The organism is Micromonospora sp. NPDC005553, from assembly GCF_042871765.1.
Lineage (GTDB): Bacteria > Actinomycetota > Actinomycetes > Mycobacteriales > Micromonosporaceae > Micromonospora.
The window spans coordinates 734,158-751,754 of the sequence record NZ_JBIAJD010000003.1; the positions used below are offsets into that span (position 1 = coordinate 734,158).

Sequence of the window (17,597 nt, forward strand, 5' to 3'; positions counted from 1 at the left end):
GTTCAGTGCAGTTCATTCCGGATCGCCCAGGTCGCACCTGACGTGCGAGCACAGGATGAATTGCCCGGTCAGAAAGGGGTTACCGTCAAGGCTGAGTCGCCAAAGATCGAGCTCTACGCAGATGTAGGCGTTCCCGGCGCTCCGCGGAGGGCAAGATCGCGCAACATCCTGGTTGTAGTGGTGTCGGCGCGTCGGCGATGCCACTGGATCCTGGTTCGAGCGTGACCTTGGCGGCGGTGGGCGTACCAAACCCCGCTCCTGCTCTCAGGGGCGGTGGTTCGTTGTCGAGATCCGCGCAGTATCGGAGATGTTGCTGCCTCCTCGCGTGTCGGAGGCAGCAACATCGGGGAAGTTGCGCAGATCTTGGCGCGGGGCGCGGGATGAACGGGTGTGGATGGCGAGGTGACGGGGGTGCGGGGCCGATGCCGACTCGTTACGCTCGGGCCCGCTGACACGTGCCGGCTTTGTAGCTTATTTTCACCCTCGGGACTTTGCTGTAAGTTCTCTTCGTCACTGAGGGAGGTGGCCGTGGACAGCTCGGAACCCTCGCCGTCCGGGAACCCGGACGACCGTCCCGCCGTGCCGGCACAGCGCTCCGACCAGGACGCCTACCTGCGGGTGCGTGATCTTCGGGTCCGGTTCGACACCGAGGACGGCGTGGTGCGCGCGGTCGACGGGCTGTCGTTCGCCGTCGAGCGGGGCCGCACCCTCGGCATCGTGGGTGAGTCCGGCTCCGGCAAGAGCGTCACCTCGCTGGCGATCCTCGGCCTGCACGACCCGAAACGGACCACCATCACGGGGGAGATCTCCGTGGGTGGCCGGCAGGTGGTCGGCCTCGCCGACGAGGAGGTACGCCGGCTGCGCGGCCGGGACATGGCGATGATCTTCCAGGATCCACTGTCGGCTCTGCACCCGTACTACACGGTGGGCCGGCAGATCGCCGAGGCGTACCGGGTGCACCACCCGAAGGCCAACCGGCGCGAGGCCCGCCAGCGTGCTGTCGACATGCTGGACCGGGTCGGCATCCCGCAGCCGGCGCGTCGCTTCGACCAGTACGCGCACGAGTTCTCCGGCGGCATGCGCCAGCGGGCGATGATCGCGATGTCCCTGGTCAACGACCCGGCGCTGCTGATCGCCGACGAGCCGACCACCGCGTTGGACGTCACAGTGCAGGCGCAGATCCTGGACCTGCTCGCCGACCTCCAGGCCGAGTTCCACTCCGCGATCATCCTGATCACCCACGACCTCGGCGTGGTCGGCCAGGTCGCCGACGACGTGCTGGTCATGTACGGCGGGCGGGCCGTCGAGCGGGGCAGCGTCGAGCAGGTGCTCCGTGCGCCGCAGCATCCGTACACCTGGGGGTTGCTCTCCAGCGTGCCGTCGCTGCACGGCGACGCGGACGCGGACCTGGTGCCCATCCCCGGCAACCCGCCCAGCCTGATCAACCTGCCGTCGGGCTGCGCGTTCCACCCACGCTGCCGGTACGCGGACCGCGCCGGCAGCCGCTCCCGCACCGAGGTGCCCGAGCTGCGCCCAGCCGGGGCCGATGGCCACCTGGTCGCCTGCCACCTGAGCGCCGAGGAGCGCGCCGCGTTCTACGCCGAGGACGTCGCATCCGTGGGGGTGGCCCGATGACCGACGAACCACTGCTGCGGGTACGCGGTCTGAGCAAGCACTTCCCGGTACGCCAGGGGCTGCGCGCCACCGGTCTGGTGCGGGCGGTCGACGGGCTCGACTTCGACGTGCGCCCGGGCGGGACGCTCGGCCTGGTGGGGGAGTCGGGCTGCGGCAAGACCACCACCGGTCGGATGCTGGTGCGGTTGCTGGAACCGACGAGCGGCAGCATCGAGTTCGACGGGCGGGACATCACGCACGCCGGCCGCCGGGAGTTGCGCCCACTGCGCCAGGAACTCCAGATCATCTTCCAGGACCCGTACGCCTCGCTGAACCCTCGACACACGGTGGGCCGGATCGTGGCGATGCCGCTACAGGTCAACGGAATCAAGCCGCCGGGTGGCATCAAGGCCCGTGTGCAGGAGTTGCTGGAGCTGGTCGGGCTGAACCCGGAGCACTACAACCGGTATCCGCACGAGTTCTCCGGTGGTCAACGCCAGCGCATCGGCATCGCCCGCGCGCTGGCCCTGCGGCCGAAGCTGATCGTCGCGGACGAGCCGGTGAGCGCGCTGGACGTCTCGATCCAGGCGCAGGTCGTCAATCTGCTGCGCGACCTGCAACGCGAGCTTGGCCTGGCCTTCGTGTTCATCGCACACGACCTGGCCGTGGTCCGGCACTTCTGCCAGCGGGTCGCGGTCATGTACCTGGGGCGGATCGTGGAGATCGGCGACCGGGCGGACATCTACGAGCGCCCACAGCACCCGTACACCCGGGCCTTGCTCTCGGCGATCCCGGACGTCACCCAGCTCGGCCCGGCGGGGCGGATCCGGCTGACCGGTGACGTACCCACCCCGCTGGACCCGCCGTCGGGCTGTCGGTTCCGCACCCGGTGCTGGAAGGCGCAGGACATCTGCGCCACCGAGGAGCCCGCGCTGATCCCGCGTGACGGCGGCAACCAGGCCACCGCGTGTCACTTCCCAGAAGGGGAAGCGGCCAGCACGGGCCCGGAAGGGGAAGCGGCCAGCACGGGCCCCGAAGGGGAAGCGGGCCCCGCACGGGCAGACGCTAACGTCGAGGAGGTGTCGTCGTGAGCCTGTCCCCGGTGGAGGGTGTGGCGCTGGCCGAGATCGAGTCCGGTGGCGACGAGGGCGGAGCCGCGACCAAGGGCGTCGTGGGCCGTTCGCCCGGTCAGCTCGCCTGGCTGCGGCTGCGCCGCGACCGGACGGCGGTGATCAGCGGCGTACTCCTGGTCTTCTTCCTGTTGTTGGGGTTGGCCGCTCCGCTGATCGAGATGGTCTACGGGGTCGGCCCGCGGGAGCAGTTCCAGAACATGCTGGACGGCTTCGGCATGCCGCTGGGGTACGCCGGCGGGGTCAGTGGCGAGCACTGGTTCGGTCTGGAGCCGGGGCTGGGCCGGGACATCTTCATCCGGCTGATCTACGGGCTGCGGACCTCGCTGTTCATCGCGTTCGCGGCGGCCCTGATCACCGCGACGATCGGGATCGTGCTGGGGGCGCTCGCCGGCTACCTCGGCGGCTGGCTCGACGCGGTGATCAACTGGATCACCGACCTGACCCTGGCCATGCCCTTCCTGATCATCGCGCTGGCACTCACGCCCACCATCACGCTGCGCTTCTACGGTGAGCGTGGGCAGGTGTCGTCCGCCTTCGGGGTGGGCGTGCTGATCGCCGTCTTCGCCATCTTCGGCTGGACCAGCACGGCCCGGCTGGTTCGCGGGCAGGTGATCGCGCTGCGCGAGCGGGAGTTCGTGGAGGCGGCCCGGGCCAGCGGGGCCGGGTTGGGGCACATGCTCTTCCGGCAGTTGCTGCCGAACATCTGGGCGCCGATCCTGGTGTCCTTCTCCCTGGCGGTGCCGCAGTTCATCACCAGCGAGGCGGCGCTGTCGTTCATCGGCGTCGGCCTTAGCGACGAGACGCCGAGCTTCGGCCGAATGATCTACCGCAGTCTGGACTTCCTTCAGACCGACCCGGCGTACGTGTTCTTTCCGGGCATCACGATCTTCGCGCTGGTGTTCGCCTTCAACCTCTTCGGCGACGCGTTGCGGGACGCGCTCGACCCGAAGTCGTCCCGGTAGGGGTCAAAATCATGGCGCGATTTCTGCTCAAGCGACTCTTCTCCGCCACGCTGACCCTCTTCGCGGTGAGCGTGTTGACCTTCCTGATGTTCTTCGCCCTGCCGCGCGACCCGGTCAGCAGCATCTGCTCGAAGAACTGCAACCCGGAGCGGCTGGAGCGGGTCCGCGACGACCTGGGCCTGAACGATCCGCTGATCAGCCAGTACGCCGGTTACATGAAGGGCATCGTGACCGGTCGGGACCTGGGCAGCGCCCAGGGCGGCCGGTGCGACGCACCCTGCCTGGGCTGGTCGTACGTCACCAACGAGGCCGTCTCGGACACCATCGCCCGGGTGCTGCCGGTGACGCTGAGCATCGTGATCCCGGCGGCCATCCTCTGGTTGCTGCTCGGCGTGGGGCTCGGCATGGTGTCCGCGCTGCGTCGGGGCACCTGGCTGGACCGGCTGGCCATCGGCTTCTCGCTGACCGGCGCCTCGTTGCAGCTGTACTTCGTGGGCGCGGTGCTGCTGCTGGTGTTCGTCTACAACCTGCGGCTGTTGCCGGTGCCCAGCTACACCTCGATATTCGACAACCCGGCGAAGTGGGCCAGCGGGCTGGTGCTGGCCTGGGTGGCGCTGGCCTTCCTCTTCTCGGCCATCTATGCCCGGTTGTCGCGGGCGCAGATGTTGGAGACGCTGTCCGAGGACTTCGTCCGGACCGCGCGGGCCAAGGGCCTGGCCAAACCCACTGTGTACGGGCGACACGCGCTGCGCGCGGCGATCACTCCGGTGGTGACCATCGCCGGGCTGGACGTGGGCGGGGCGCTGGGCGGGACGGTGATCACCGAGACGACGTTCGGCATCCAGGGGTTGGGGCGTACGGCGGTGGACGCGGTGCGCTCGGGTGATCTGCCCACCATCATGGCCACCGTGCTGATCGCCGCGGTCTTCGTGGTGTTGGCGAACGTACTGGTGGACCTGCTCTACGCGGCCATCGACCCACGGGTGCGGTTGCGCTGAGCCATCGGTGACCAGCGCGCGGCCGGTGGCGAAAGTTATCGACAACTGTTACACAACTCGTAGGTTTTCTTCCTTACGATCCTCGGGACGTCGGCGGTTCTCGCCCCGACGAAACCGCACGGCACATGGGTGAAGGGGGTACTTCATGAGACCACGCGTGGTGGCTGCCGCAGGCGGCGCGATCGCTCTGGTTGTGGCATTGGGTGCGTGCTCGAAGAACACGGGCGAGGGCACCACTGTGGACAGCGAGCGGAAGCAGACCGGGGTCATCGCGACCGACCCCAAGGACTCGCAGGGGCCGGCGGCCGAGGTGAGTGGCGCCCAGAAGGGTGGCACGTTCAGCGTCATCCGGGAGTCCCCGATCTCCCACCTGGACCCGCAGCGGACGTATTCATTCGCCGGTCTGATGGCCAACCCCCTCTGGTCGCGCTACCTGACCACCTGGAAGGACGACGGCAAGGGCGGCCTGGTCCTGGTGGGCGACCTGGCCGAGACGCCGGGCAAGAACGTCAACAACGACTGCAAGGTCTGGGAATTCACGATCAAGGACGGGGTGAAGTTCGAGGACGGCCGGCCGATCACCTCCAAGGAGATCGCGTACGGCATTGCTCGCTCCTTCGACCCGGACCTGTCCGGCGGCCCGACCTACATCCAGGAGTGGCTGGCCGACACCGCGCAGTTCGACACCAAGTGGGACTTCAAGAAGAACAAGACGTCGCTGCCCCCCGGCCTGAGCACGCCGGATGCCAGGACGCTGCGCTTCGAGTTCGCCAAGCCCCGCTGTGACCTGCCGTTCGCTGTCTCGCTGCCGACCACCGCGCCGCTGCCCGCCGACAAGGACACCGGCGTCGACCTGGACAAGCAGCCGTTCTCGTCCGGCCCGTACAAGGTCGCCAAGAACCAGGTCGGCGTGCAGATCACCCTGGACCGCAACCCCAACTGGGACCCGAAGACCGATCCGGTCCGGCACCAGTATCCGGACCAGTTCGTCTGGACCTTCGGCCCCACGGCGGACGCCGCCAACAACCGGGTGATCGCCGACAACGGCGCCGACCAGAGCGCGCTCGCCTTCAACACCGTGCCCGCCTCGCTGGTCGCCAAGGTGGCCGGGGACGCGTCGCTGAAGTCCCGGACGCTCCTCTCGCCGACTCCGAGCGCAAACCAGCTCGTCATCAACAACCAGCGGGTCACCGACCTGAAGGTGCGTCAGGCGCTGAACTACGCCATCGATCGCGAAGGCATGATCAAGGCGCTCGGCGGTCAGACCGTCGCCGCGCCGCTGACCACGCTGATGCCGCCGGCCACCATCGGCTACAAGGCATACGACGCGTACCCGGCGGGCGCCAACGGCAACGTCGACAAGGTCAAGGAGCTGCTCGGCGGCAAGACGCCGGAGCTGGTTCTCGGTGTGGCCGACAACTCGACCGAGCAGCAGCAGGGTGCCCAGCTCAAGGCGAACCTGGAGCGGGCCGGCTTCAAGATCACCGTCCGGAACATCTCGGACGACGCGAAGCTCGACGAGATCAAGAAGAAGAACAACCCCTGGGACCTGTACATCGGTAACTGGGCGGCGGACTGGCCCAGCGGGGCCTCGATCCTGCCGGTGCTCTACGACGGCCGGACCATCAAGGCCGAGGGCAACAGCAACCAGTCCTACTTCAACGACCCGACGATCAACGCAGAGATGGACCGCATCCTGGCCATGCCCCCGGCCGACCAGGGACCGGAGTGGGCCAAGCTCGACGAGCGGATCATGAAGGAGCACGCACCGGTGGTGCCGTTCTACGTCGACGTGGCCTACAACGTGCACGGATCCAAGGCCGGCGGGATCTTCATCTCCAGCGTCTTCGGCTACCCGTCGTTCGTGAACGCGCACGTCAAGCCGTAAGTCACACCGCAGACCAGCAGGGTCCCCTTCCGACAACGTCGTCGGAAGGGGACCCTGCTGTCATGGACTGGTACCCGCCCATCGAGCCGTACGACTCCGGGATGCTCAGCGTCGGGCACGGTAACGAGCTGTACTGGGAACTGTGTGGAAACCCCGGCGGCAAACCCGCGGTGTTCCTGCACGGCGGCCCCGGCGGTGGCCTGCTCCCGGACAATCGGCGGTACTTCGACCCGTCCGGCTACCGGGTCGTGCTGTTCGACCAGCGAAACTGCGGTCGCAGCCGGCCCTTCGCGGGCGACCCGAAGACGTCACTGGAACACAACACCACCCCGCACCTGGTGGCGGACATCGAGCGGCTACGCGAGCACTTGGGGATCGAGCGGTGGCTCGTCTTCGGCGGCAGTTGGGGCAGCACCCTCGGCCTGGCCTACGCGCAGGCCCATCCCGAGCGGGTCACCGAGCTCGTGCTCCGTGGCGTGTGGTTGGTTCGCAGGTCAGACGAGGCATGGGGGTTCACCCCGGCGGGCGCGGCGCACCTGTTTCCCGCCGAGTGGGCCGCGTTCCGTGCTGCGATCCCCGTCTCCGAACAGGACGACCTTGTCGGCGCCTATGGCCGCCGCATTTCCGACCCCGACCCCGCTGTCCACAACCCGGCGGCCCGCGCCTGGATGAGCTGGGAGCTCTCGGCCAACACCCTGCTGCCGATGGCGCCGCCCGGCATCGACGACACCAGCCTGCTGGCGTTCGCCCGCATCACACATCACTACATCAGCAATGGCGGCTTCCTCCCGCCGGAAGGTCTCCTGGCGGGCGTCGACCGCATTCGACACATCCCGACGGTGATCGTGAACGGCCGGTACGACATCAAGACGCCACCGAACCAAGCCTGGGACCTGCATCGGGTCTGGCCTGAGGCGACGTTCCACATCGTGGAGGATGCGGGCCACAGCGGCTCCGAACCTGGCACCCGCAGCCTGCTCATCGAAGCCACCAACCATTTCCTCGCGTAAAGGTGGTCGATGGGGCTCGGCGTCGGCAGCTTGTCGGCGGTGAGCGCCGAGTCAGAGTTGGGTCGGGGCCGGTACGGCTGGGATGATCGGGGCCATGCGGTTGGAGTCGCGGTGACGGCTGTGCCGGTGCTGCCGGTGCGCGGTTCGCTGGCGGTCTATCCCGGCACATTCGATCCGTTCACCCCCGGCCACGGCGACCTGGTGGCGCGTGCCCGGATGATGTTCGACCTGGTCATCGTGTTGCTGGCGGTGAACGCCGACAAGCAGCCAACCGCCGAGGCCACGGCCAGGGCGGCCCGCGTACGTGACGCCATGCCGGCGGCCTGGGGCAATGTCGAGGTGGACACCTCGACCGGGCTGACCGCTGCCTACTGCGCGCGTCGAGGTGCCACGGTCATCGTTCGCGGCGTGCGCACCGCCGCGGACCTCCGCTACGAGTACCAGCTCGCCGCGATGAACGAGCAACTCGGCATCCAGACCGTCTGGCTGCCGCCCCGTCCGCACCTGGCCGCCGTCTCGTCCACCGCCGTACGGGCGTATGACGCGGCGCGGCCGGCACCGCCGATCCCATAGCGTCCCGGAGAGCCGGAGCGGGTGGCCGAGTCGCGCGAAGGCCAGCGATGGGTGTTCGAACGGAAGGGGCGTCGATGACGCGACCAACACTGTTCCTGACGGTAGGGCTGCCGTGCACCGGGAAGACCACCGCCGCTCGGCGCATCGAGATCGAGTCAGCGGCACTTCGTCTCACGAAGGACGAATGGGTGAAGGCTCTCTACGGGCCTGAAAATCCCTCGTCGGCTCAGGACGTGATCGAGGGACGACTCATCGAAATCGGGCTGCGGGCGCTCGAGCTCGGCAACAACGTGGTGATCGACTTTGGCCTCTGGAGTCGGGACGAGCGCTCCGCCCTGCGCCAGGCGGCAGCAGACCTGGGCGCGCTCGTGGAGCTGCGCTACTTCGAGGTCAGTCCAGCCGAGCAGCGCCGGCGACTGGATCGGCGGCAGGCCGAAGCGCCGCACACCACGTGGCCGATGTCCGACGCGGAACTCGCCGAATGGGCTGCCGGCATCGACATCCCGACGCCCGGCGAGCTGGACGGCAGCGAGCCTGTCGATGACCCACCTGCTGGTTTCGCGACATGGCACGAGTGGCGCCGACACCGCTGGCCGCCCTCGGTCTCCTGACCCCGTACATCCTCGACGGGAGCGGACGCGGCTGGCCTGCCAGCCAGAGGAGCACCCAACCGGCCACTCCGCCCGACTCGCCCGCACCGCCAGGTAGGCCAACCGGGGCGTAACAGCCGCGCTTTCGCCCCGGATCAGGGGACGATCACCACGCCGCCGCGCACCCCGCCCTGGGCCAGCCGCTCGTGGGCGCTCGCCGCGTCGGCGAAGGGGTACACGTCAGCGACCCGGAGCGGGATGTCGCCGCTGGTGACGAGTTTGACCAGTTCGCCGAGCCGGGTTCCGTCCGGTAGCACCTCCAGCGCGAAGGTCCGGATTCCGCGTACCGGCTCCGGGCGGAGCGGGGGTGACGCGGCCACGTAGCCGCCGCCGTCCCGAACGAGGTCCAGCAGCGAGGAGCCGATCACCGCCAGGTCGATGACCGCGTCGAACGTGCCCGTCGGGTCGTCGGTGCGGGACAGGAACGCCGCACCCAGCGACTCGACGAACTCGCGGTCGTTGGCCCCGGCGAGTCCTGTGGCGTGCAGACCGGTCGACCGGGCGAGCGCCAGAACGAACCCACCGACCTGCCCGGCGGCGCCGGTGACGAGCACTTTCGAACCCGCGGGGAGCGCGAGCAGGTCGAGTGCCTGGGCGGCGGCGAGGCCGTTGGTAGGCAGGGTCGCCGCCTCGGTGGCCGGGACACCGGCGGGCGCGGAGGTCAGCCAGGCGGCGTCGAGCACCACGTATTCGGCGTGGGCGCCGGCCGTGGTCTGCAGCCATGGCGAGAAGCCGATGACCTCGTCGCCGATCGCGTACTCGTCGACCGATGGGCCGACCGCGTCGATGCTGCCGGCAACGTCCCAACCGGGCGTGTACGGCAGGCTGGTCGGCAACGGGGCCGGGAACCGACCGGAGCGGACCATCAGATCGACCGGATGGACGACCGACGCCGCGACCCGCACCCGTACCTGCCCCGGCCCGGGCTCGGGCACCGGCATCTCGGCCACGTGCAGGACCTCCGGTCCTCCGAACTGTGCATAGCTGACTGCGCGCATCGCCGGCTCCTTCGTGGATTTCGTTCTCACCACGACCGTACGAATCATCAGCACTGTGAGAAAGTAGGTACCTTAAAGTGCCTAGGGCACCAAAGGGGGAAAGATGGCGACGTCGACCGCGGCGCAACGCCGTGACCAGGCGAAACGTGACTACGACGCGTTCCTTGACCAGTGCCCGACCCGTGAGCTGCTGAGCAGACTCACCGACAAGTGGGTCGCCCTGGTGATCCCAGCGCTCGTCCACGGCCCGCAGCGGCACGGCGAGCTCGCCCAGCGCATCGCCGGCGTCAGCCAGAAGATGCTCACCCAGACCCTGCGCACTTTGGAGCGTGACGGACTGGTCACCCGCACCGTCACCGCTTCGGTGCCGGTCCGTGTCGACTACGAGCTCACCCCGCTCGGCCATGAACTGTTCCCGGTCATGATCGCGATCAAGGACTGGGCCGAGTCGCACATGGACCGCGTCTTCGAAGCCCGGACCCGATACGACGCACGCGCCTGAGATCCCGCGACGCCGATTGCGTCAGAAACCGCCGCAACCCGTCCGCCTGGAGCTGCCTGGTGCGGGCCGCCACGGCCACGGCCACGGCCTCACCGGACATCGGTCTGGTGGGGCCGTTGATGCACCGACGGCTCGCCAGATTTGTCGCTGGCGGCGGCTAGGGTTCGCGCCGTGGACGACACCTCGACGGCCCGGCAGACCGCCCACGCCTACGTTGATCTCGTGGAGCGCCGCGACTGGTCCGGGTTGGCCGCCCTGCTCACCGATGACGTGGTCTACGAGATGCCGCAGACTCGGGAGCGCGTTCGCGGCAAGGACGCGTACCTGCGGTTCAACAGCGAGTATCCCGGTGACTGGCACCTGCGGCCGCGACGGGTGATCGCCGATGGTCGTCTCGCTGCCCTGCTGCTCGACGTTCGCGTCGGCGGCGAGCAGCAGGACGCGTGCGTCTGGCTTGAGATGTCCGAGCAGGGGCTGATCAGCAAGATCATCGACTACTGGCCGGAACCGTACGATCCGCCACCGGGCCGGGAACACCTCGTGGAGCGTTGGTGATCGTGGCAGTTACAGCAGGTGGGTGCGGAGGAACTCCAGCTCCAGGGGGAGTAGCCGCTCGGCGGTGCCGTTCGCGGCCATGTGCGTAGCCCCGGTCAGCGGCAGCACGGCGTGCGGTCGGCCGGTGCTCAACAGGGCAGCCGAGAGCCGGAGGGTGTGCGCGGCCACCACGTTGTCGTCCGCCATGCCGTGCACCAGCAGCAACGGGCGGGCGTGGTCCGGGCTGGTGACCGGCTCGGCGGCCAACTCGACCAGCGAATGGTGCGCGTAGATGTCCTGGCCGTCTTCCGGCAACCCCAGATAACGCTCGGTGTACGCGGTGTCGTACAGCGCCCAGTCGGTCACCGGGGCACCCGCGATCCCGCAGCGGAACAGCTCCGGGTGACGCAGCACCGCCAAGCCGGCCAGCCACCCGCCGAACGACCAACCGCGCACGCCCACCCGTCCCAGGTCCAGGTCCGGGTGCTTGCCGGCGAGCGCGGTGAGCGCGTCGATCTGGTCGGTCAGGATCACGTCGGCGACCCGCCGGTGGATCGCCTTCTCGAACGACGGCGCGACGCCCGGCGTACCCCGGTTGTCGATGGTGACCACCGCGAACCCGGCGTCGGCCCACCACTGCCGCTCCAACCACGCGGCCCGAGCCGCCACGACCTCCTGGTGCCCCGGCCCGCCGTAGATGTCCAACAGCACCGGCAGCCGCCGGCCCGTCACGTGGTTGTCCGGGTAGAGCACCGCCGCCGGCAGCCGCCGGTCGGTCACCCGTTCGAGCAGCGGCAGCGGAGAATACGGCGGGGCGGCGGCGAACGAGCGCAACTCCGCGATCTCCTGATCGCCGCGACGCACCGTCCAGCGCACCCCGGCGTGATCAAGCGACGCGACCCCGACGGCCAGCACGTCCCCGCCGACGGCGGCGGTGTACCAGCCGGAGTCGGTGGTGATTCGACGCGCGTCCACCCCACCGCCGATGGTGGTGCGGACCCGGAACAGGTGCCGCTCGCTCGGCTCGCCGTCGCTCGCCTCCACCAGCAGGTCGGCCGGGCCGGTGGCGGCCGGCAGCCGACCCACCACCCGTCGTACGTACAGCGACGGCGGGGTGAGCAGGGTGCCGTCCGCGAACAGGCACCGGGCGTCGTACCCGTCGTGGGCCAGTTCCCCACCGACCAGTACGCGGCCGTCCGGCAGGTGCGCGGGGGTGCCGGCGATCGGTTCGACCCAGCGCGGATCGGCCAGCTCGGCGTGCACCTGCGTCTCACCTGTGCGCGGGTCGACCGCCAGCACCAGGCCGTGCTGCTGCGAACGGCGCAGCACGGTGATCAACGGAGTGCCCTCACCCCAGCTCACCCCGGTCAGGTACGGGTAGGTCTCCCGGTCCCAGTGCACGTCGACCCAGCCGTCGTCCAGGTCCAGCAGGTGCAGGCTGACCTCCGCGTTCGGCCCACCGGCCCGGGGGTACGCGACGGCTGTCGGCGGGCTCGCCGGCTCGGCCGGGTCGTGCAGGTGCCACCGCTCCAGGCGCGACTCGTCGACCCGGGCGGCGAGCACCGAACGGCTGTCCGGCGACCACCAGTACCCCCGGAACCGGCCGAACTCCTCCGCCGCGATGTGCTCGGCCAGCCCCCAGCTCACCCCGGCGTCCTCGCCGGCCAGCAGGGTGTCGGTGCCGTCGGGGTCGATCACCCGCAGTTCGCCCCGACGCACCCCTTCGGCGGCGTCCGTCACGTACGCCAGCCGCTGCCCGCTCGGGTCCGGACGTGGGTCCAGCACCGGACCGACGGTCGCCACCTCCACCACGTCGCCGTGCACCAGATCGGCCCGGAACAACCGCCCGGCCAGCGCGAACACCGCAACCCGGCCGGCCGCGTCCAACGCGTACGAGCCGATGCCGGCGGCGCTGAGCCGCAGCCGTTCGCGGAGCGCGCGTTCGCCGGGGGAGAGGGAGCGGACGTCCCCGCCCTCGCCCAGCAGGGTCGCCGGATCGGCGACCAGCCGCTCCTCGCCGGTGCCCACGTCCAACAGCCAGAGCGCGTCCGCCGGATCCTCGGGGCCGGCGGAGCGCAGGAAGATCACCCGGGAGCCGTCCTCAGCCACCGAGACAGCGCGTGGCGCGCCGTGGCTGAACCGGCGGGTGCGGGCGGCCAGCTCCGGAAAGTCCACACGCCAAATCGTAGAGCGGGAGCGGGGGTGATGTGGCCGACCTGGGCGGACGCGTCAGCGTTGGCTGGGCCGAACCGCCAGTTAGAGTGACCGTCGTGACGATGCTGCCCGACCGCCGCCTGCTGCTGGTCCACGCGCACCCCGACGACGAGTCGATCGGCACCGGCTCGACGATGGCCCACTACGCCGCCGACGGCGCGCACGTCACGCTGGTGACCTGCACGCTCGGCGAGGAGGGCGAGATCCACGTGCCAGCGCTGGCGCAGCTCGCCGCCGCCGAGGCCGACCAGCTCGGCGGGTACCGGTTGGCCGAGCTGGCCGCCGCGTGCGCCGCGCTCGGCGTCAGCGACCACCGTTTCCTCGGCGGCGCCGGCCGCTACCGTGACTCCGGGATGATGGGGCTCGCGACGAACGAGCACCCCCGGGCGTTCTGGCAGGCCGACCTCGACGAGGCCGCCGGGCACCTCGTGGAGATCCTGCGAGAGGTACGCCCGCAGGTGCTCGTCACGTACGACCCGAACGGCTTCTACGGCCACCCCGACCACATCCAGGCGCACCGGGTGGCCATGCGCGCCGTCGAGCTGGCCGCCGCGGAGGGCTGCGCCCCGCTCAAGGTCTACTGGACGGCCCTGCCGCTCAGCGTCCTGGAGGCCGGCATGACGCATTTCGCCGAGTCGTCCGACAATCCGTTCGGCGGCATCGAGGACATCGCCGATCTGCCCTTCGGCACCCCGGACGCCCAGATCGCCGCCCGGATCGACGGCACCGACCAGCACACGGCCAAGGAGGCCGCGATGCGGGCGCACGCCACCCAGATCCCGGCCAACTCGTGGCTCTACTCGATCGCCGGCAACTTCGGTGGCGAGTTCATGGGCGTGGAGTTCTTCACCCTCGCGCTGGGTGAGAAGGGCCCCGGCGCCGGGCCGTACGGCTGGGAGGACGACCTCTTCGCCGGCCTGCCCGCGGAGACCGCCCCGGACCGGTCCCCGGTCGCGGCGGCGGGTTCCCGGTGACCCTGCCGGCCGCACCGATGACGGTCGTGGAGGACCAGGAAGCCCCGCCCCCGGCGGGGCCACCGCCGCGCCTGCTGGACCTGGGCGTCCGGCTGGTCGGTGGGATCGTCGTGGTCCTCGCTGGTGTGCTGACCGGCGTACTGGAGCTGCTGCTCGCCACGCTCCGCGTCGGCGGGCAACTGGTCGGCGTGTCGGTGCTCCTCGCCATCGGCGCCAACATCCTGCTGAGCTGGTTCGCGTACGAGGCGGTCGGCCGTCGCTGGGCGGTGGCGCTGCCGGCGGTGCCGTGGTTCGCGCTGATGGCGGTCGCCGCCATCCGAACCAACGAGGGCGACCTGTTGCTGGCCGGCGACAACTGGGTCGGGCTGGCCATGATCGTGGCCGGCGCGATGACCTTCGCGGTGATGGGCTTCCGGCAGATCCTCGCCCCACAGCCGACCATGCTCGGCGGCTGACGCCGGGTTGGTTCCGGCCGCTGCGGGGTGATGACGGCTCCCAGGTAAGAGTGGTAGATATTCCTGCCAGGGATGCGAACCCCGCGACGGGGCGTACGGCAGGAGGGTCCGACGATGGACAAGCGGTGGCGTGACCTCGGGGTGCTCGTTGCAGCGCTGTTCGCGGTCAACGTGGTCGCCCGACTGATCATCCGGCTCGGCTTCGACGGTGACGACACCGCCGCCGACCGGGTGTCGCTGGCGATGTTCACGGTGATCGGCCTGATCCTGGCCGTGGTCGCCTTCCGTTGGGGTCGTCGCCGACCGCTGGCGGGCTGGGCCGCCGACATGGCCCTCGTGGTGCCGGTGGCGTTGCTGCTGACAGTGCTGGTCGGGCCCCTGCTGGTCGGTCACGACCCGTTCGCCGGCGGCGCGGGGACGTTCTTCGCCCAGATCTGGCTCTACCTGCTCGCCAGCGGCGCCGGCTTGCTGATCGGCTATCTGGTGCTCACCGCGCTCGGCCGTGACTACCGCTCTCAGCAGCTCAAGCGGTACGCCGAGGTCAAGGCCGCGAAGCCCCGCCGGGTCGTCCGCCGCTGACACCGCCGGCTCGACGCGCCTCGCGAGTCAGTTCGGGGCGACCCGGGTCAGGTAGGTGTGGTGGGTGACGAAGCCGAGCCGCTGGTAGAGCGCGACCGCCGCCGCGTTGCGCTGCTCGACCTGGAGGAACGTGTGCGTCGCGCCACCTGACACGCCCCAGCTGGCCAGCTCGTGGACCACGCGGTGGGCCAACCCCTGACGGCGGGCCGCCGGTACCACCTCGATCAGGCTGAGGCCCAACCAGCGCCCCTGGCCGGTCACGGTGCCGCGGCCGACGGCCACCAGGGCGTTGTCGGCGTACACGTGGGCGAAGCGGACCTGGCCCACGGCGGTGAGGACGTGTCGGGCGGCGTCCGGCAGGCCGCCCTTGCGGCCGGCGGCGATGGCCAGCCACTCGTCGCTGGGCGCGGTGGCCAGCTCGACGACCGCACTGCCCCACCCGTCGGCCTGGCCGCTGGCGGGCGTCGACGCCGGCATTGGCAGCGGCGCGGTCTGCACCAGCGTCGGCGGGCGGGTGCCCCAGCCGCGGTCGTCCAGTTCGGCGCCGACCGGAGCGGCGAGGGGCAGCGGCGTGTTGATCAAGGCGGGTTGCCCTCGCTCGGCGTACCAGCGCTCCACCGCGTCGACCGCGGCGGCCAGTGGTCGGTCCGGGTCGCCGATCGGCAGCGCCGAGTTGGCGCGCCCGGTCCAGCCCTCGGCCGACCGGAGCAGCCAGTCGCCCAGTCGGCCCCGGATCGGTGCGGGCCAGGCCTCGTCGGCGGCCCGTTCCAGCGCCACGACCGCCGCGGCGGTCGGCCGACGGGTCGGCGGGACGCGTTTGGCGCGGTGGACCTGCGCCACCGGGACCCGAAGCGGCCCCTGCGCGGTGGCCAGCGTGAGATGAGTCTCGCTCAGCTCGACCAGCTCGCCGAGGGCATCGGAAAATTGCGGGCGGCCCTCGCGAATCCCCACAATCCGGCGGACCACGATTCGGTGTCCCACATCCTGCTGTCGGAGCACGATCGACCCCCTCCCCGGCGAGATACTAGGCTCTTACCGTCGCGGGAGATCGCGGCGAGTCTTGCGGAGGAGAAGACCGGTGACCTACATCATCGCCGAGCCGTGCGTAGATGTGCTCGACAAGGCATGCATCGAGGAGTGCCCGGTCGACTGCATTTACGAGGGCAATCGGATGCTCTACATCCACCCCGACGAGTGCGTCGACTGTGGTGCCTGTGAGCCCGTCTGCCCTGTAGAGGCGATCTTCTACGAGGACGACGTCCCGGAGCAGTGGAAGGACTACACCGGCGCGAACTACGAGTTCTTCGAGGACCTGGGCTCGCCCGGTGGCGCCTCGAAGGTCGGCAAGGTGGAGAAGGACGCCACCTTCGTCGCCGCGCAGCCGCCGCGCGGCGAGGGCCACTGAACCGGCCCGCGCCGGTCTCGTCGCGGCTGCCCGAGTTCACCTGGGACACCCTGGACGCCGCGGCCACGTTGGCCGCGGCGCATCCGGAGGGCCTGATCAACCTCTCCATGGGTACGCCGGTCGACCCGGTGCCCGAGGTGATCCGGCGGGCGTTGGCTGACGCGTCCGACGCTCCCGGTTACCCGCTGACCGCCGGCACCCCGGCGTTGCGGGCCGCCATCGCGGCGTGGGTGTCCCGGGCCTGTGGCGCCGGCGTCGACGGTCTCGGTGTGCTGCCGACCATCGGCTCGAAGGAGCTGGTGGCCTGGCTGCCCACGCTGCTCGGCATCGGCCCGGGTGACGTGGTGGTGGTGCCGTCGGTCGCGTACCCCACCTACGAGGATGGCGCCCGGCTGGCCGGTGCCACAGTCGTTCGTGCCGACTCGCTCACGGCGGTCGGGCCGACCTCGCGGGTTCGCCTGGTCTGGGTCAACTCGCCCGGCAACCCGACCGGCCGGGTGCTGCCCGCGGCGCACCTCAAGAAGGTGGTCGACTGGGCGCGGGAACGCGGCGCGGTGGTCGCCAGCGACGAGTGCTACCTGCCGCTGGGCTGGTCGGCCGAGCCGGTCTCGGTGTTGTCTCCGCAGGTCAGCGGCGGCAGTTACGCCGGTGTGCTCGCTGTGCACTCGCTATCCAAGCGTTCCAACCTGGCCGGCTACCGGGCCGGTTTCGTCGCCGGTGACCAGGCGCTCGTCGCCGAGCTGCTGAAGGTCCGCAAGCACGCCGGCATGATCGTGCCCGCGCCGGTGCAGGCGGCCATGGTCGCCGCGCTGGGGGACGAGCGACACGCCGAGGAGCAGCGGGAGCGTTACCGCGCCCGGCGGGAGGTGCTCGCGGCGGCGTTCACCGGTGCCGGGTTCACCGTCGAACACTCCGAGGCGGGCCTCTACCTCTGGCTCACCCGAGGTGAGGACTGCTGGGACACGGTCGACTGGCTGGCTCGGCGGGGCATCCTGGTCGCCGCCGGCATCTTCTACGGCCCCACCGCCGGGCAGCACGTCCGCGTTGCGCTGACCGAGTCCGACGAGCATGTCGCGGCGGTCGCCGGCCGGCTGCGGGCCTGACCCCG

18 protein-coding genes are annotated in these 17,597 nt (G+C 70.3%); 15 read left to right on the plus strand and 3 right to left on the minus strand.

From position 1 onward, the window contains the following. Positions 1–579: 579 nt before the first annotated feature. The 8 genes from ACFYPG_RS16005 (at position 580) to ACFYPG_RS16040 (ending at position 8,789) form a co-directional block, all read left to right on the plus strand. Entirely contained in the window at positions 580–1,635 is a 1,056-nt protein-coding gene (locus tag ACFYPG_RS16005; protein ID WP_355008247.1) for an ABC transporter ATP-binding protein, read from the plus strand. Then, positions 1,632–2,705: an ABC transporter ATP-binding protein gene (locus ACFYPG_RS16010; protein ID WP_387352491.1), complete on the plus strand. Its 1,074-nt coding sequence runs from the start codon at positions 1,632–1,634 to the stop codon at positions 2,703–2,705. Before ACFYPG_RS16005 ends, ACFYPG_RS16010 begins: the two co-directional genes overlap by 4 nt. Next, the gene (locus tag ACFYPG_RS16015; RefSeq protein ID WP_355008226.1) at positions 2,702–3,709 is read left to right on the plus strand and encodes an ABC transporter permease; all 1,008 of its coding nucleotides are present in this window, start codon (positions 2,702–2,704) and stop codon (positions 3,707–3,709) included. The genes ACFYPG_RS16010 and ACFYPG_RS16015 overlap by 4 nt, the downstream gene beginning before the upstream one ends. An 11-nt stretch (positions 3,710–3,720) precedes the next feature. Further along, positions 3,721–4,707, plus strand: a complete 987-nt coding sequence (locus tag ACFYPG_RS16020; protein WP_112604983.1) for an ABC transporter permease — start codon at positions 3,721–3,723, stop codon at positions 4,705–4,707. Positions 4,708–4,852: 145 nt separating this feature from the next. Then, a complete protein-coding gene (locus tag ACFYPG_RS16025; RefSeq protein WP_387352493.1) occupies positions 4,853–6,595 on the plus strand; it encodes an ABC transporter substrate-binding protein in 1,743 nt (580 codons plus the stop codon). Positions 6,596–6,657: 62 nt separating this feature from the next. Beyond that, on the plus strand, positions 6,658–7,605 hold the full coding sequence (gene pip, locus ACFYPG_RS16030) for a prolyl aminopeptidase (RefSeq protein ID WP_387352495.1): 948 nt from the start codon (positions 6,658–6,660) through the stop codon (positions 7,603–7,605). Between the two features lie 111 nt (positions 7,606–7,716). Then, the gene (coaD, locus tag ACFYPG_RS16035; protein WP_387352497.1) at positions 7,717–8,178 is read left to right on the plus strand and encodes a pantetheine-phosphate adenylyltransferase; all 462 of its coding nucleotides are present in this window, start codon (positions 7,717–7,719) and stop codon (positions 8,176–8,178) included. A gap of 74 nt (positions 8,179–8,252) precedes the next feature. Continuing rightward, positions 8,253–8,789, plus strand: coding sequence for an ATP-binding protein (locus ACFYPG_RS16040; protein ID WP_387352499.1), 537 nt, complete (start codon positions 8,253–8,255; stop codon positions 8,787–8,789). A gap of 134 nt (positions 8,790–8,923) precedes the next feature. On the opposite strand, the gene ACFYPG_RS16045 is transcribed toward ACFYPG_RS16040, so the two are convergent. Beyond that, positions 8,924–9,826, minus strand: coding sequence for an NADP-dependent oxidoreductase (locus ACFYPG_RS16045; RefSeq protein WP_387352501.1), 903 nt, complete (start codon positions 9,824–9,826; stop codon positions 8,924–8,926). A gap of 103 nt (positions 9,827–9,929) precedes the next feature. Between ACFYPG_RS16045 and ACFYPG_RS16050 the strand changes: the two genes are divergently transcribed. Together ACFYPG_RS16050 and ACFYPG_RS16055 are read left to right on the plus strand one after the other, a co-directional pair. Further along, a complete protein-coding gene (locus ACFYPG_RS16050) occupies positions 9,930–10,328 on the plus strand; it encodes a helix-turn-helix domain-containing protein (RefSeq protein WP_355008217.1) in 399 nt (132 codons plus the stop codon). A gap of 141 nt (positions 10,329–10,469) precedes the next feature. After that, complete coding sequence (locus ACFYPG_RS16055; RefSeq protein WP_387352503.1) at positions 10,470–10,883, plus strand: nuclear transport factor 2 family protein; 414 nt, start codon at positions 10,470–10,472, stop codon at positions 10,881–10,883. Between the two features lie 9 nt (positions 10,884–10,892). On the opposite strand, the gene ACFYPG_RS16060 is transcribed toward ACFYPG_RS16055, so the two are convergent. Next, positions 10,893–13,037, minus strand: coding sequence for a prolyl oligopeptidase family serine peptidase (locus ACFYPG_RS16060; RefSeq protein WP_387352505.1), 2,145 nt, complete (start codon positions 13,035–13,037; stop codon positions 10,893–10,895). 86 nt (positions 13,038–13,123) lie between these two features. Between ACFYPG_RS16060 and mshB the strand changes: the two genes are divergently transcribed. The 3 genes from mshB to ACFYPG_RS16075 all read left to right on the plus strand — a co-directional run bounded on the left by mshB (position 13,124) and on the right by ACFYPG_RS16075 (position 15,084). Next, positions 13,124–14,050 (plus strand): N-acetyl-1-D-myo-inositol-2-amino-2-deoxy-alpha-D-glucopyranoside deacetylase, encoded by a 927-nt coding sequence (gene mshB, locus ACFYPG_RS16065; protein WP_387352507.1) that lies wholly within the window; start codon positions 13,124–13,126, stop codon positions 14,048–14,050. A 17-nt stretch (positions 14,051–14,067) separates the two neighbouring features. Beyond that, entirely contained in the window at positions 14,068–14,505 is a 438-nt protein-coding gene (locus tag ACFYPG_RS16070) for a hypothetical protein (protein WP_387352509.1), read from the plus strand. A 114-nt stretch (positions 14,506–14,619) separates the two neighbouring features. Then, complete coding sequence (locus ACFYPG_RS16075; protein WP_355008212.1) at positions 14,620–15,084, plus strand: hypothetical protein; 465 nt, start codon at positions 14,620–14,622, stop codon at positions 15,082–15,084. 27 nt (positions 15,085–15,111) lie between these two features. On the opposite strand, the gene ACFYPG_RS16080 is transcribed toward ACFYPG_RS16075, so the two are convergent. Continuing rightward, on the minus strand, positions 15,112–16,083 hold the full coding sequence (locus ACFYPG_RS16080) for a GNAT family N-acetyltransferase (protein ID WP_387352511.1): 972 nt from the start codon (positions 16,081–16,083) through the stop codon (positions 15,112–15,114). 79 nt (positions 16,084–16,162) lie between these two features. Between ACFYPG_RS16080 and fdxA the strand changes: the two genes are divergently transcribed. Beyond that, complete coding sequence (gene fdxA / locus ACFYPG_RS16085) at positions 16,163–16,489, plus strand: ferredoxin (protein WP_030490464.1); 327 nt, start codon at positions 16,163–16,165, stop codon at positions 16,487–16,489. Next, a complete protein-coding gene (gene dapC, locus ACFYPG_RS16090) occupies positions 16,486–17,592 on the plus strand; it encodes a succinyldiaminopimelate transaminase (protein WP_387352724.1) in 1,107 nt (368 codons plus the stop codon). The genes fdxA and dapC overlap by 4 nt, the downstream gene beginning before the upstream one ends. Positions 17,593–17,597 lie beyond the last annotated feature (5 nt).